Origin of the sequence: Streptomyces sp. NPDC052773 (assembly GCF_044547145.1) — a bacterium.
Lineage (GTDB): Bacteria > Actinomycetota > Actinomycetes > Streptomycetales > Streptomycetaceae > Streptomyces.
The window spans coordinates 235805-250972 of the sequence record NZ_JBITZX010000010.1 but is presented as its reverse complement, the minus strand read 5'-3'; the positions used below and the strand labels follow the sequence as shown (position 1 = coordinate 250972).

Annotated in this window: 11 protein-coding genes; 5 read left to right on the top strand and 6 right to left on the bottom strand. The window is 72.9% G+C overall.

Annotated features, from left to right (window positions below):
- Nucleotides 1-299: 299 nt before the first annotated feature.
- Nucleotides 300-1049 (top strand): PP2C family protein-serine/threonine phosphatase, encoded by a 750-nt coding sequence (locus ACIG0D_RS23250; protein ID WP_399803971.1) that lies wholly within the window; start codon nt 300-302, stop codon nt 1047-1049.
- A gap of 366 nt (nt 1050-1415) precedes the next feature.
- Entirely contained in the window at nt 1416-2789 is a 1374-nt protein-coding gene (locus ACIG0D_RS23245) for a M28 family metallopeptidase (protein WP_399803968.1), read from the top strand.
- A 97-nt stretch (nt 2790-2886) separates the two neighbouring features.
- On the opposite strand, the gene ACIG0D_RS23240 is transcribed toward ACIG0D_RS23245, so the two are convergent.
- Nucleotides 2887-3882 carry a GlxA family transcriptional regulator gene (locus ACIG0D_RS23240; protein WP_399803965.1) on the bottom strand — a complete coding sequence of 332 codons (996 nt, stop codon included), beginning with the start codon at nt 3880-3882 and terminating at the stop codon, nt 2887-2889.
- Between the two features lie 186 nt (nt 3883-4068).
- Here ACIG0D_RS23240 and ACIG0D_RS23235 point away from each other — a divergent pair, with 186 nt between their 5' ends.
- Nucleotides 4069-4659 carry a cysteine hydrolase family protein gene (locus ACIG0D_RS23235; protein WP_399803962.1) on the top strand — a complete coding sequence of 197 codons (591 nt, stop codon included), beginning with the start codon at nt 4069-4071 and terminating at the stop codon, nt 4657-4659.
- 23 nt (nt 4660-4682) lie between these two features.
- Here ACIG0D_RS23235 and ACIG0D_RS23230 read toward each other — a convergent pair whose 3' ends face one another.
- From ACIG0D_RS23230 to ACIG0D_RS23210, 5 genes are all read right to left on the bottom strand, one after another.
- Nucleotides 4683-4940, bottom strand: a complete 258-nt coding sequence (locus ACIG0D_RS23230; RefSeq protein WP_399803959.1) for a hypothetical protein — start codon at nt 4938-4940, stop codon at nt 4683-4685.
- An 11-nt stretch (nt 4941-4951) separates the two neighbouring features.
- On the bottom strand, nt 4952-5260 hold the full coding sequence (locus tag ACIG0D_RS23225) for a hypothetical protein (protein WP_399803956.1): 309 nt from the start codon (nt 5258-5260) through the stop codon (nt 4952-4954).
- Nucleotides 5261-5329: 69 nt separating this feature from the next.
- Entirely contained in the window at nt 5330-7300 is a 1971-nt protein-coding gene (locus ACIG0D_RS23220; protein ID WP_399803953.1) for a protein-arginine deiminase domain-containing protein, read from the bottom strand.
- A gap of 139 nt (nt 7301-7439) precedes the next feature.
- The gene (locus ACIG0D_RS23215) at nt 7440-9059 is read right to left on the bottom strand and encodes an amidohydrolase (RefSeq protein WP_399803950.1); all 1620 of its coding nucleotides are present in this window, start codon (nt 9057-9059) and stop codon (nt 7440-7442) included.
- A 124-nt stretch (nt 9060-9183) separates the two neighbouring features.
- Entirely contained in the window at nt 9184-9837 is a 654-nt protein-coding gene (locus tag ACIG0D_RS23210) for a TetR/AcrR family transcriptional regulator (RefSeq protein ID WP_399803947.1), read from the bottom strand.
- Nucleotides 9838-9941: 104 nt separating this feature from the next.
- Between ACIG0D_RS23210 and ACIG0D_RS23205 the strand changes: the two genes are divergently transcribed.
- Nucleotides 9942-11447, top strand: a complete 1506-nt coding sequence (locus ACIG0D_RS23205; RefSeq protein WP_399803944.1) for a purine-cytosine permease family protein — start codon at nt 9942-9944, stop codon at nt 11445-11447.
- A 245-nt stretch (nt 11448-11692) separates the two neighbouring features.
- A complete protein-coding gene (locus ACIG0D_RS23200) occupies nt 11693-15091 on the top strand; it encodes a CARDB domain-containing protein (RefSeq protein ID WP_399803941.1) in 3399 nt (1132 codons plus the stop codon).
- Nucleotides 15092-15168: the final 77 nt, after the last annotated feature.

The following is a 15168-nucleotide window of genomic DNA, read 5'->3' as shown; positions in this document are numbered from 1 at the left end:
GGGCCCGCGCGCCGCTCCCGCGCGCCGAGGACCGGACCCGGGGCCCGCGCGCCGCTCCCGCGCGCCGAGGACCGGACCCGGGGCCCGCGCGCCGCTCCCGCGCGCCGAGGACCGGACCCGGGGCCCGCGCGCCGCCCCCGCGCGGCGCGGACCGGCCCCGGGCCTGCGTGGCCGCCGCCCCGCACAGGGCCTGCCCGCTCGCCGTCCCCCCGGCGGGCCTGCCCGGCTGCCGGCCTTCCTAGACTGGGAGGCGGACCCGGCCCCGCCGACGTGGCCGGTACGGAAGGCGGTGGCGCCCCATGCAGTACGTCGCTGTGAGTGCGCTCAGCCACGCCGGGCTGCGGCGGGCCCGGAACGAGGACAGCCTCGTGATCGGCCCCTGGACCCTGTGCGCCACCGTGACCGAGAGCCCGCAGACCCTGGTCTTCCCGCTCGGGAGCCCGCTCGTCGTCGCCGTCGCCGACGGCCTCGGCGGGCACCCCGGCGGCGACCTGGCCAGCTCTCTCGTGGTCCGCGGGCTCGCCGCGAACGGCCCCGGTCTCGGCACCGAGGACGCCGTCCGGGACGTCCTCGACGCCTGCAACCGGGCCGTCTACGACGCCGCCGGCGGCGACGCGGGCGGGGAGCTGGCCACCATGGGGACGACGGTCGCGGGTGCCGTCGTACGGAACGACTCGCTGCTGGTGTTCAACGTGGGCGACAGCCGGGTCCTCGCCTTCTCCCCGGACGGGCTGCGCCAGCTCAGCGTGGACGACAGCCCGCCGCTGGAGCCCGGGCAGCGCACCACGTCCCTCGTCACCCAGTGCCTCGGCGGCAGCCCCGTCTTCCGTGAGATCCACGCGCATGTGACCCCCGTACCGCTGTCGCCCGGTGAGCGCTATCTCATCTGCACCGACGGCGTGACCGACCCGCTGACGAACGACGTCATCGAGGACGTGCTCCGGGAGCACGACGACGGCCGTGCGGCGTTCGAGCTGTGGCGGGCGGCCATCGAGGCGGGCGGCCCGGACAACATCACGCTGGCCGTGGTCCGCGTCGGCGAGGAGTAGTCACCCCCCCGGCCGGTCGGCCGGCCGGCTTCGGCGGGTCCCGCGTCGCGCACGGCGACGTACTGCCGACCACCGGGTCGGAGGGCCCGCGTCGCGCACGGCGACGCACTGCCGACCACCGGGTCGGAGGGCCCGCGTCGCGCCCGGCGACGCACCACCGCCCACCGTGTCGGCGGACGCACCGCCGCCCACGCCACCACACCCCTGCTGTCCGCTCAGCGAACACCGATGTCCGGCAAGCATCTTGACGGGACATCGACATCTCGCTGACCATCGGGCACACACAGCACCCGCACAGCTCTGGCACCACCGCTTCAGATCCCGTCCGGCAACCCCACCCACGACGAGAAAGTGCGGACCCCCCACGTGACGACTCCCCAGTTCACCCTGCCCAGACGCCGTTTCAGACGCACCGCGACGGCGACCGCCCTCTCCCTGGCCGCCGCGCTGCTCGCCGCCGCACCGGCCGCCTCCGCCCCCTCGGCCACCGAAGCCGCCACTTCGGCGACCGCCTCCGCGGTGACCGGATCGCAGGCCCTCGCGGCGCCCGACATCCCCCTCGCCAACGTCAAGGCGCACCTCACCCAGTTCCAGTCGATCGCGAGCGCCAACGGCGGCAACCGGGCGCACGGCCGCCCCGGTTACAAGGCCTCCGTCGACTACGTACGCGCCAAGCTGGACGCCGCCGGATTCACCACCACCGTGCAGCAGTTCACCTACTCCGGCGCCACCGGCTACAACCTGATCGCCGACTGGCCCGGCGGCGACCCCAGCCAGGTCGTCATGGCCGGCGCCCACCTCGACTCCGTCTCGTCCGGCGCCGGCATCAACGACAACGGCTCCGGCTCCGCCGCCGTCCTCGAGACCGCGCTCGCCGTCTCCCGCGCCCAGCTCCAGCCCACGAAGCATCTGCGGTTCGCCTGGTGGGGCGCGGAGGAACTGGGCCTGGTCGGCTCCAAGTTCTACGTCAACAACCTCCCCGCCGCCGACCGCGCCCGCATCACGGGCTACATCAACCTCGACATGGTCGGCTCCCCGAACCCCGGCTACTTCGTCTACGACGACGACCCGGCGATCGAGAAGGTCTTCAAGGACTGGTACGCGGGCATCGGCGTGCCCACCGAGATAGAGACCGAGGGCGACGGCCGCTCCGACCACGCCTCCTTCAAGAACGCCGGCATACCCGTCGGCGGCCTCTTCACCGGCGCGAGCCGCACCAAGACATCGGCGCAGGCCGCCAAGTGGGGCGGCACCGCGGGCCAGGCCTTCGACCGCTGCTACCACTCGTCCTGTGACACCACGTCGAACATCAACGACACCGCTCTCGACCGCAACAGCGACGCCCTCGCCCATGCCGTCTGGACCCTGGGCACGGCGACACCGACGCCGCCGGGCACGACGTACGAGAACACCACCGACGTCGCCATCCCCGACAACGGCGCAGCGGTGACGTCCACCGTCTCCGTCACGGGCCGCACCGGAAACGCCCCCGCCGCACTGCGCGTCGGCGTGGACATCAAGCACACCTGGCGCGGTGACCTGGTCGTCGACCTGCTCGCCCCGGACGGCACCGCCTACCGGCTGAAGAACTCCAGCAGCTCCGACTCCGCGGACAACGTCACGACCACCTACACCGTCGACGCCTCCGCCGAGCCCGCCAACGGCGACTGGCGCCTGCGTGTCCAGGACGTGGCCGCCCAGGACACGGGCTACATCGACAGCTGGAAACTCACCTTCTGATCCCGCCCGCACACCGGCACCGCGCCCGCGCCGCCTCAGGCGACCGGCGCGGTGCCGGTCCGCGGGTGCCGCGGGGCACGTCCCGGACCACGCCCACTCAGCCGGTGGCGGCGCGGAAGCGGCGGCGGTATTCCGTGGGGGTGGTGTCGAGGCGGCGGCGGAAGGCGCGGACGAGGGTGTCCGTCGTGCCGAACCCGCAGGCCGACACGATGCGTTCCAGTGTCGCGTCGGTGGACTCCAGCCGGTGGCGGGCGAGTTCGACGCGGACGGACTCGATGTAGGCGCTCGGGGTCATGCCGAGTTCGGACTTGAAGACACGGGTGAGCTGCCGCTCGCTGAGATGGGCGTGGGCGGCGAGGTCGGCGACCGTGAGCGGCTCGGCGATGTGGCGCATGATGTGGTGGCGCAGGTCCTCGACGCGCCGTGTCGTGGAGACGGGCTCGAGGGGCACGCTGAACTGACTCTGCCCGCCGGGGCGCTTCAGGTACATCACGAGCTGCCGGGCGACGCGCAGCGCGAGCGCCTCGCCGAAGTCGTCGGCGACCAGGGCGAGGGACAGGTCGAGGCAGGCGCTGATCCCCGCGCCGGTCCACACGTCACCGTCGCGGATGAAGATCGGGTCGGCGTCGACGCGGACCTCCGGGTGCTCGGCGGCGAGCTGGCGCGCCGTGGACCAGTGGGTCGTGGCGCGCCGGCCGTCGAGGAGCCCGGCGGCGGCCAGGACATGCGCCCCGACGCAGACGGAGGTGACTCTGCGGGTCCGCTCGGCGAGGGCCTTCACCCAGCCGACCACCGTCGGGTCGGTGAGCGCGCGGACGCGGCCCCGGTCGTCGGTCTCGACCGAGCCGGGCACCAGCAGGGTGTCGATGCTCTCCCTCACCACCTCCTCGAAGGTGACATCGGGGAGCACCCGCACCCCGGCGGCGGTGGTGACGGGATCGAGGGTCTCGGCGGCCAGGACGACCCGGTAGACCGGCGACGCCTCGCCCAGCTCACGCCGCACCAGGGAGAACACCTCGGGCGGTCCGGTGACGTCGAGGAGGTCGACGCCGTCGAAGAGAAGGATGACGACGAGTCGTCCCACGGTGTTCAAGGGGTCTGTCTCCGCCCGGTCGGCAACGGTGATGTCCGGATCTGCAGGTTAGATGACATTGCCGACACGTGGAGCGGGCCCGTAGCGTTCCGGACGTGGCCGACGCGTGCGGCGCCCCGCCCGCCCGGAGCCACAACTGCCAAGCCCGTCAAAGGACTTGGCGTGAGAACTCTTAGGGGAACTTCCATGGCTACGACCACGCTGCGTGAACTCATGGGCTTCGACGAGACGCCCGCCTCGCTCGCCGACGCCACCCTGATCCTGGTCGACTACCAGAACACCTATGTCCGTGGCGTGATGGAACTCGAGGGCTGGCGGGCGGCGCTCGACTCCGCCGCCGAGCTGCTGGGCCGCGCCCGGGAGGCGGGTGCCACGGTCATCCACGTCGTCAACGACGGCGGTGAGGGCACCCCGTACGACATCCGGGCCGAGATCGGACAGATCCACCCCAGCGTCTCTCCGGTCGAAGGGGAGTCCGTCGTCGTCAAGAAGGTCCCGGACTCGTTCGTCGGCACCGAGCTGGGCGACCTCGTCGACGCGGCCGGACACAAGGACGTCATCGTCATCGGTCTCATGACGCACATGTGCGTGCTGTTCACCGCCCAGGGCGCGTTCCTGCGCGGCTACCGGCCCACCGTCGTCGCCGACGCCTGTGCGACCCGGCCCCTGCCGGCGGCGGGGACGCACGTGCCCGCCGCGCAGATCCACCGGAGCGCGCTCGCGACCATCGGCGACCTGTACGGCATCGTCGTCGAGTCGGGGAAGTCCCTGGGCTGAGCACGGCGCCGACGGCCCTCCGCTCAGCCCAGGCGACGCCAGAAGCCGAGGTTGCGGGTGGCCGCGTAGTCCACCCTCGTGACGGCGTCGGGCGCCGGCGACTGGGTGTGCGGGGCCGGTGAGCCGGGCCCGAACGCCGGCCCGAATGCCGGCCAGGGCGCCAGACCGCGCCGCCCCGGCCGGCCGGTCGCGGCGAACGCCGCCCGGTAGTCGGTGACCGCGTCGGCGAGCCGCGCCTGCGCCGGAGTGAACCGGCCGCGCGCGGTCAGCTTGCCGTTCACCGCGTCCCAGGTCAGCCCGACGAACAGCCGGTGCTCGTCGCGTCCCAGGTCAGCCCGACGAACAGCCGGTGCTCGTCGCGGGTCGCCGCGGACAGCACCGGCACCCGGTGGAAGCGCCCCACCTCCAGGGCCTTCTCCGGCAGGTCGGGCAGCACGCCCTCGCCGAACGCGAACGCCTGGAAGACGTTCATGACGTGCGGCACGTCCAGGATCCGCTTCACCGGCAGCGCCCGCAGACAGCGCAGAGCGCGGCCGGGGTCCGGGTCGGCGCAGCCCAGCCCGGCCGCCACGTCCCGTCCGGCGTCCCGCAGCTCCCGCACGGTGCGCCAGGTGTACCAGCGGTACGCGGCATCATCGGCGCCCGGCGTGCGTGCCGCGAGTCGTCACGGCTACCGCCGCGGGGCCGCCCACCAGGCCGCGGAGGCGTCGCGCAGGGTGTTGGTGCCGCAGTGCACCTCGCCCATGCCGAGGTGGTACGTGTACCAGTCGTCGATGTACGACACCTTCAGACCGGCCCGGCGGTACGCGGTGTTCACCGCCTCGGTGAAGATGTCCTTGCCGCCGACGACCGGACCCCACTGGCGCGGGGCGAGGTAGCGGTCGCGGCCGAGGAGCACGCCGTTGACCGCGCCCGGGACGTAGGCGCTGGTCATGACCGTCGCCCGGGCGGCCTTGCCGGTGGCGCGGTCGCCGTTCTCGGCGAGCCACTTCTGCTGGCCGCGGTCTTGGAACGTGTCGGCGAGGGAGGTGCCGCCGCCCAGCCGCGTCAGCCGTGGCATGGGAACCTCGTCGCCGTCGGCCGCCCGTGTCTCCGCCTCACGGGTGTACAGGGCGGGAACGCGGACGATCTCCGCGTCGGTGACGCCGGTCTCCTTCTTCAGGATCTCCAGGTTCGCCTTGATGCGCTCGGCCGCCATCGAGTTGTCGGCGACGAAGTGCCGGGAGGCGAGGACCTGGTCGATGGTCTCCTTCGGGGCCGGGATGTCGGCGCCGAGGCCGGGGACGGAGAACATCCTCGTCGCGCCGTGGCCGCCGGCCTGCGCGTCGCGCAGCAGCCGCAGGCCGGCCTCCGGGTCGGCGACGCCGATCCGCCAGCCGCGCGGGGTGTCGGCGGGCAGGAACTGCACGAACTCGTCGACGTGCCCGACGCCCAGCCAGGAGGTGTCCAGCAGCAGCGGGTCCTGAAGGCCCTGCGACTTCAGCAGCGTACGCATCGCGGGCGACGGCCGCTGACCGCTGTCCTTGCGCCAGCCCATGATGATCCGCCCGGCCGGGAAGGAGCGCCCGCCGTGCGCGTACGGCGGGATGGTCTCCAGGTTGCCCATGGAGTTCAGCGACCAGTCGTCCGGCTCGGTGCGGTCCTTGACCTGGACGACGCCCACGTCCCGGCCGCGCACCTTCTCGAACAGCTCCCGGCCCGCCTCGCGGTCGAGCTGGGCGGAGCGGAGCATCACCCGCATCACGTGCCGCTTGCCGCCGGGGCCGGTCATGCTGACGTACGCGGGCTCGACGAAGTCCTGCGCCCAGGGGTCGCCGTACTTCTCGAAGGTCACCAGCGGCTTGGTGATGCCGGCGGCCTCGACCTCCTTCTCCAGGTCCTTGACGAACCGGCGCTGGAGACGGCCGTACTCGCCCGCGCCGCTCACCTTGGTGACCATGACCTGCCGGGTGTTCTGCAGGTGGTGGTGGGTGAGGAGGGGAGCGGTCCGCAGGGTGACCGAGTCGGAGGTGGTCCGGCCGCCGGAGGTCACCGACAGCCGGATCACCGCGCGGCCGTCCCACACGGCGCTGTCCCGGATCACATCGGTGGCCTCGACGCCGAACTCGGCTCCGGCGCGCAGCTCGGCGGCGGTCAGCCGGGTCTCGGAGGTGACCGGGACCCATGCGCCGGAGCGCTGGAGGAAGACGTGCGTGTGCTTCGCCCCCGTCGTCACCTTCACGCTGCCCTTGGCGCCCGCCGCCAGGCCGGGCATCGGGACGGAACGGACCCGGGCGAGGTCGGCGGCGTCGGCCGTGCCGTTCACCTTGCCGTCGGAGGCGTCGTTGCAGGCGGCCAGCTTGGCGTCGGACAGCGGTCTGCCGTCGGGGCCGGTCGTCGGGCAGCGCTTGGTGTCGTCGTCGAGGTTGGGCAGGTGGACCGCTCCCCGCCGCACGGTCCAGGTGTCCTCACCGGCCGTGTCGGTGCCGCCGGTGACGTCGACGCGGCCGTCCCGGTTCACATCCGCGCGCAGGTCGGGCGCCGGGGGCGGCGAGGCGGCGTAGGCGGGGGAGAGCGGTGTCGCGAGCACCGATCCCGCCGCCGCGACGGCGAGGATCGCGTGCCGAACGGACGCGGGGCGTATGCGCGTGGGTGGGCGCACGGCGTGTTTCCCTTCTCACGGTGGGGGGTTTCGCCGTGCAAGAGGGGAAAAGAGAGCTGTGCGTTGGCTGTTGAGGCGAGTTGTCTGCCTCACGTCACCGGGGACCCGCGCGCTCCGCCCCGCGGAATCCCCCGCCGCCTCACAGCTCCGGTGCGCGATGGGTGGGGCGGCCGGCGACCACCGTGAGGAGGACGGGGAGGCCGGCGAGGTCGGTGTCGGCGGTGTCGAGCGGGTTGTCGGCGAGGACGGTGAGGTCGGCGCGGTGGCCGACGGCGAGGCGGCCGGCCGCGTGCTCCTCGCCCGCGGCCCAGGCCGGGTTGACGGTGACGCCCTGCAGCGCCTGGAGCGGCGTCAGCGCCTGCTCGGGGCCGTGCGGGGGAAGGGAGAGGTCGGCGGGGCGGCGGTGGCGCGCCCCGGCCATGACGCCGAGCGGCGGGAAGGGCGCGATGGGCCAGTCGGAGCCGAGGACGACCCGCGCCCCGGCGTCCCACAGGTCACGGCAGCGGAAGGCGCGCGAGGCACGCTCCTCGCCGAGCCGCCGGGACCAGTTGTCGGTGTGGTCGGCGCGGGTGAACTCGCAGCAGTGGGTGGGCTGCATGGACGCGACCACCCCGAGCGCGGCGAAGCGCCGTACGGTGTCGTCGGGCACCGTCTCGATGTGCTCGACCCGGTGGCGCACCGGCCGCGCGTGCGCGGCGCGCGCCCGCTCCACCGCGTCGAGTACGTGGCGTACGGCGGCGTCACCGATGGCGTGGGTGGCGGTCGGCACGCCCGCCGCGTGCAGCTCGGCGACGATCTCGGTGTACCGCCGCGGGTCCGGCCAGAAGGCGTGGGTGGACTCGCCGTGGCAGTCGGGGCGTTCCAGCCAGGCGGTGCCGTTGTCGATCGTGCCGTCCATGAACAGCTTCACCCCGGCGACCCCCCACAGCCGTCCACCGGTCCCCTGAAGCCCGATCAGCTCGCGCACCGCCGCGTCGTCCGCGCCCGGCTGGCACCAGGGCGCCACCCGCAGCCGCAGCGGCAGGGTGCCCTCGTCGTCGAGCGCGGCCAGGGTCGCCAGGCTGGTGCCGTTGGCGTCCATGGCGTGCCCGCCGGTCAGCCCGGCCGCGGCCATGGCGTGCAGCACCTCGGCGGTACGGGCCCGCAGTTCGGCCTCGGTGGGCCGGGGTGCGACCGCCTCCACGACCTCGCAGGCGGCGTCCTCCAGCAGCAGTCCGGTGGGCCGTCCCTCGGCGTCGCAGACGATCTCGGCGGCCTGCTCGAACCGGCGGGGACCGGTCACCCCGGCCAGCTCCAGGGCCCGGGGGCTGGCCACCGCGGAGTGCGCGTCGAACAGGTCCAGCAGCGCGGGTACGCCGTCCAGCACCGGACCGAGCGCGGCGAAGCCGACGGGCGCGTCCCCGAACGCGTTCGGGTCCAGGCCCCAGCCGCGCAGCCAGGCACCCGGTTCCAGCGCCGCGACGGCCCCGGCGAGGGCGGCGCGTACGGCCGCCAGGTCCCGGCAGCCGGACAGATCGACGCCCATGGTGCGCTCGGCGCCCGACACCGGGTGCAGATGGCCGTCGGTGAAGCCGGCGGTGACCACGGCCTGCCGTACGTCGATGACGGTGGTCCCCGGTCCGGCCAGCGCCCGCACCTCGAGGTCGTCCCCGAGGTGGGTGATCCGTCCACCGCCCGCGGCGAGCGCGGTGTGCGGCAGCAACTCGCCGGTGCCCGGGTCGAGCAGCCGGGCGGAGAGCAGGACGAGGTCGGGGGTCACGGGGGCTCCTTGCGTATGGAGAAGGGGAGGTTCGGGACGGCGGGACGTCAGCGTGGGCTGCCGGATCGGGGGACGTTCGGGGGCGGTCGGACGTCAGCGGGCTGCCGGGATGTCGGGCGGGACGTCAGCGGGGCTCACGCGCGGCGCCGGCGGCGCGGGTCAATGTGCCTGCGTCCAGGCCGAGTTCGCGCTCGGCGGTCAGGAAGGCCATACGGGTCACGGCCTCCGGCAGATCCTCGTCGCCGACGTTGACGTCGACGCCGAGTCCGTCGAGCACGACCAGGATCTGAAGGGTCGTCACCAGCGGATCGGCGGTGCGGAACTCGCCGCTCTCCACGCCCTGCCGGATCAGCCCCTCCAGCCGCGCCCGCCAGACGGCCTCCTGCACGGCGACGCGTTCGCGCAGCACCTCGCGGTAGCGGCTGAGGTGGCGGGCGTTGATCCACAGCCGGCTGACGGCGTCGTACGCCTCGCCGGTGGTGCGCGCGAGGAACCGGGCCAGGTGTTCGGTCGGGGTGCCCTCCGGCCGCTCCTCGGGCAGCAGGGCGTCGATCTCGGCGCTCGCGGCGCTGCCGAACGCCTCGGCGACCAGGTCCTCGGCGGACGGGAAGTAATGGCTGATCAGACCCGGACGGACGGCCAGTTCCTCGGCGATCCGCCGCAGGGTGACGCACTCCAGGCCCTCGCTCAGGGCGACTCCCGCCGCCGCGTCGACGATCTCGGCCCGCCGGGCGGCCGGGTCCTTGCGGATTCGTTTGCGCGGAACGCTTGACGACATACCCCGGATTCTATTGAGTGTGCGGCCAATAAGCAACTATTGGGTGCACGACCAATAAACGTGGGTCGACGCCACCCATCCCTCTCCAGCTCCCCGGAGGACGCATGGTGTCCACGACCCCCGACCCACACGAGGCCGTACCGCCCGACGACCCGGTCAGCCCGGTCAGCCCGGTCAGCCCGGCCGGCCCGGCCGGCGGGGTCACCTCGGCCGGCCCGGTCGATTCGGTCCGCGTCGAGGCCCACGGCATCGACCTGATCCCCGACAGCGAGCGTCGCGGGCGCCCCCGCGAGCTGTTCTCGGTCTGGGCCGCGGCCAACGTCAACTACCTCAGCCTCGTCGTCGGCGGCGCGCTCGTGCTGATGGGGCTGAGCCTGTGGCAGGCCGTCGTCGTGATCATCGTCGGAAACCTGTTCTGGCTGCTCACCGGCCTGCTCGCGATATCCGGCCCGGCCGCGGGCGCGCCCAGCGAGGTGATCACGCGCGCGGTGTACGGCGTACGCGGGAACCGGGTGAACAACGCGGTCACCGGCTGGCTGATCTCGGTGTGCTACTTCGCGCTCAACCTGGCCGCCGCCGCGACCTCCGCGTTCACCCTGGTCGAGAAGGCGGGCATCCCCCTCAACACCGGCGTCAAGGCGGCCGTCATCGTCGTCATCGCGGCCCTCACGCTGACCATCAGCGTCTACGGCCACGCCCTGATCCTCCGGCTCTACCTGCCGATCACCCTCGCCCTCACCGCGGTCTTCGCCGTCGTCGCCGTGGCCGTCGCCGGCCGCGCGGACTTCGGCCACGGTCCCGCCGCGCCCCTCACCGGCACCGACCTGTGGGCCACCGTCCTCGCCGGGATCACGCTCACCGCGTCCGGCCCGCTGTCGTACACCACGAGCGCCGACTTCTCCCGCTACCTGCCGCGTACGGCCTCCGCGAAGGCGATCGTCGGCTGGACCGCCGTCGGCGCGTTCCTGCCGAGCGTCGTGGTCTGCTCGCTGGGCGCGCTGGCCGCGACGGCGGTGGACATGACGGACCCGCAGACCGCGCTCGGCGCGATCCTCCCCGCGTGGTTCGAACCGGTCTTCCTGCTCGCCCTGGTGCTCGGCACCATCGCCATCAACGCCCTGACCGTCTACAGCGCGGGCCTCGCCCTCCAGGCCGTCGGCCTCCGCGTCCGCCGTACGATCAGCGTCCTCGTGGACGGAGCCGTCGCCGTCGCCCTCACGCTGTACGCGCTGCTGGTCTCCGACTTCCTCGACACCGTCTCCGACGTCCTTCAGCTGACCGTCGTCCTGCTCGGCCCCGCGATGGCCGTCTACGCCACGGACATCCTCCTGCGCCGCAACCGCTACGACGGTCCCGCGCTCACCGACGAGACCCCCGCCGGGCCCTTCTGGTACACCGCCGGCGTCAACTGGCCCGGCGCCCTCGCCCTCACCGCGGGCGTCACCGCCGCCGCGCTCTCCGTCAACACCCTCTACACCGGCCCGGTCGCCGCCGCCCTCGACGGCATCGACATCGCCCTCCCGGCGGGCATGGCCGTCGCAGCGGTCGTGTACGCGGCGCTGATGCGCCGCTCGGCGACGCTGCGCACCATAGGCTCCTCCGTCGCCTGAACCCGGTGGTGCGACCGCCCGCGTGGGCAGTCGCTTTTCCTTGGCCCGTACCAAGCCGTTGACAAAGCCGACGCTCGGTAGAAACCTGTCAGCTCAGCGCTGCAAAAGATTGACGAAATCGCTCAAGAATCGGATCGGCAGCGTTTCGGCCTCACCAGGACAGGAACCGTTCCCCACTGCGCACCGCCCGTGACCCACCCCCGCCTGGTGAGCCCGTCACGCCCGTCAAGGGAACGAGAGGGCCAATGAGACGGAGACATCAGGGCCGGCGGGGACTCGCCGGTCTGGTGACGGCCGGGCTGCTCGCGGTCGGGGTGCTGCCCGTGGCAACCCCGGCGGCGCAGGCCACCACCCGACGTGCCGCCCAACCCGCCGCGGAGGTATCCAACCTGGCGCTCGGCAGGCCGGTCACGGCCGGCGGGGCGCACAGTGGTTATCCGGCGAGCAATGTGACCGACGGCAGTCAGGCCTCGTACTGGGAAGGACCCGCGGGAGCGTTCCCGCAGTGGGTGCAGGTGGACCTCGGCGGCACCGTCGGCGTCGACCGGCTGGTGCTCAAGCTCCCCGCGTCCTGGGAGGCCCGCAACCAGACCGCCGGCGTGCAGGGCAGTACCGACGGCAGGGACTTCACCACGCTGTCCGGCTCCGCGAGCCGGACCTTCTCGCCGTCGTCCGGCAACACGGTGACGCTCGACGTCACCGCCGAGACGCGGTACGTGCGCGTACAGGTGAGTGCCAACACCGGCTGGAACGCCGCGCAGCTGGCCGAGCTGGAGGTGTACGGCGACCCCGGCGGCGGTGACCCGGGACCCCCGGCCGGCACCAACCTCGCGCTGCGCAAGCCGATCGAGGCCACGTCGCACACCCAGACCTACGTCGCCGCCAACGCCAACGACGGCAGTACCGGCACGTACTGGGAGGCGAGCGGGCAGTCGTCGGCGCTGACGGTGCGGCTCGGTGCCGACGCCGACCTCACCGGCGTCGTGCTGAAGCTGAACCCCGACCCCGTCTGGAGCACCCGCACCCAGAGCATCCAGGTCCTGGGCCGCAAGGCGGGGGAGTCCGCCTTCACCTCGATCAAGGACCGGGCCGACTACACCTTCAGCCCCTCCGGCAACCGGAACACGGTCACCATCCCGGTCTCCGGCCGGTACGCGGACGTACGCCTGCAGTTCTCCGGCAACACCGGCGCAGGCGGTGGTCAGGTCGCCGAGTTCGAGGTCGTCGGCGCCGCCGCGCCCGCGCCCGACCTGACCGTCACCGATCTGAGCTGGTCGCCCGCGTCCCCTTCCGAGGCCGACCTGGTCACGGTCGACGCCACCGTCCGCAACACGGGCACCGCCGCCGCCCCCGCGACCACGGTGAACGTCAGCCTCGAGGGCACCGTCGCGGGCAGCGCGCCCGTGCGCGCCCTCGGCGCGGGGGAGTCGGTCAAGGTGCCCGTCGCCGTCGGCAAACGCCCCATGGGCGGCTACACCGTCTCCGCTGTCGTCGACCCGACCGACACCGTCGCCGAACTCGACAACGGCAACAACAGCCGCAACGCCGCCGCCAAACTGGTCGTCACGCAGGCCCCCGGGCCCGACCTGGAGGTCACCGCCATCACCACCAGCCCGGCGAGCCCGGCCGTCGGCGCCAAGGTCACCTTCACCGTCACCGTCCGCAACCGCGGCACCAGCCCGGTGCCCGCCGGATCCGTCACCCGGCTCACCGTCGGCGCCACCACCCTGAACGGCACCACGGACGCCGTCCCCGCCGGCGGCACCGCCACGGTCGCCATCGGCGGCAGCTGGACCGCCGTCAGCGGCGGCGCCACCCTCACCGCGACCGCCGACGCCACCTCCGTGGTCACGGAGACCAACGAGAACAACAACGTCCTCGCCCGCTCCCTGGTCGTCGGACGCGGCGCGGCCGTGCCGTACGTCGCGTACGAGGCGGAGCACGGCCGCCACAACGGCACCCTGCTCAAGGCGGACGCCAAGCGGACCTTCGGACACACCAACTTCGCCACCGAGTCCTCCGGCCGCGAGTCCGTACGCCTCGACTCCACCGGGCAGTACGTGGAGTTCACCTCCACCAGCCCGTCGAACTCCATCGTCGTGCGCAACTCCATCCCCGACGCGGCGGCCGGCGGCGGCCGGGAGGCCACCATCAGCCTCTACGCCGACGGGAAGTTCGTCCGCAAGCTGACCCTGTCCTCCAAGCACAGCTGGCTCTACGGCACCACCGACGACCCGGAGGGCCTGACCAACCGGCCCGGCGGCGACGCCCGGCGGCTGTTCGACGAGTCCCACGCGCTGCTCACCGACACCTACCCGGCGGGCACCACCTTCCGGCTCCAGCGCGACGCCGGGGACGACGCCGCGTTCTACGTCATCGACCTGATCGATCTCGAGCAGGTCGCCCCACCGGCCGCCAAGCCCGCCGACTGCGTCTCCATCACCGCCTACGGGGCCGTGCCCAACGACGGCATCGACGACGCGGACGCCCTCCAGCGCGCCGTCACGGCGGACCAGCAGGGCGACATCCGCTGCGTGTGGATCCCCGCCGGACAGTGGCGGCAGGAGAAGAAGATCCTCACCGACGACCCGCTGAACCGGGGGCAGTACAACCAGGTGGGCATCCGGGACGTCACCATCCGCGGCGCCGGCATGTGGCACTCCCAGCTGTACTCCCTCACCCCGCCGCACCAGGCGGGCGGCATCAACCACCCGCACGAGGGCAACTTCGGCTTCGACATCGACCACAACACGAAGATCTCCGACCTCGCCGTCTTCGGCTCCGGCACCATCCGGGGCGGGGACGGAGGCGCCGAGGGCGGCGTCGCGCTCAACGGCCGCTTCGGCAAGGGCACGAAGATCACCAACGTGTGGATCGAGCACGCCAACGTGGGCGCCTGGGTCGGCCGCGACTACTCCAACATCCCCGAGCTGTGGGGCCCCGGCGACGGCGTCGAGTTCAGCGGCGTACGCATCCGCAACACCTACGCCGACGGCGTCAACTTCGCCAACGGCACCCGCAACTCCACCGTGTTCGACTCGTCCTTCCGCAACACCGGCGACGACGCCCTCGCGGTGTGGGCCAGCAAGTACGTGAAGGACACCTCGGTCGACATCGGCCACGACAACCACTTCCGCAACAACACCGTGCAGCTGCCCTGGCGCGCCAACGGCATCGCGGTCTACGGCGGATACGGCAACACCATCGAGAACAACCTGATCTCCGACACCATGAACTACCCGGGGATCATGCTGGCCACCGACCACGACCCGCTGCCGTTCTCCGGCCAGACCCTGATCGCCGACAACGGTCTGTACCGCACCGGCGGCGCCTTCTGGGGCGAGGCCCAGGAGTTCGGCGCGATCACCCTGTTCGCGCAGGGCCCCGACATCCCGGGGGTCACGATCCGCGACACCGACATCCACGACTCGACCTACGACGGCATCCAGTTCAAGACGGGTGGCGGCGCGACCCCCGGCGTCCAGATCCGCAACGTCACCATCAGCAAGTCGAACAACGGGTCCGGCATCCTCGCCATGGGCGGCGCCCGTGGCAGCGCCACCCTGACCGACGTGACCATCACCGGCTCCGCCCAGGGCGACGTCGTGGTGGAGCCCGGCTCCCAGTTCGTGATCAACCGCTAGCGCTCCGCAACAGACCCGGAGCCACGCGGCTCGTGAGCGTAGCGCAAGCGACTTGCAGCGTTTGCGCTACGCTTGCG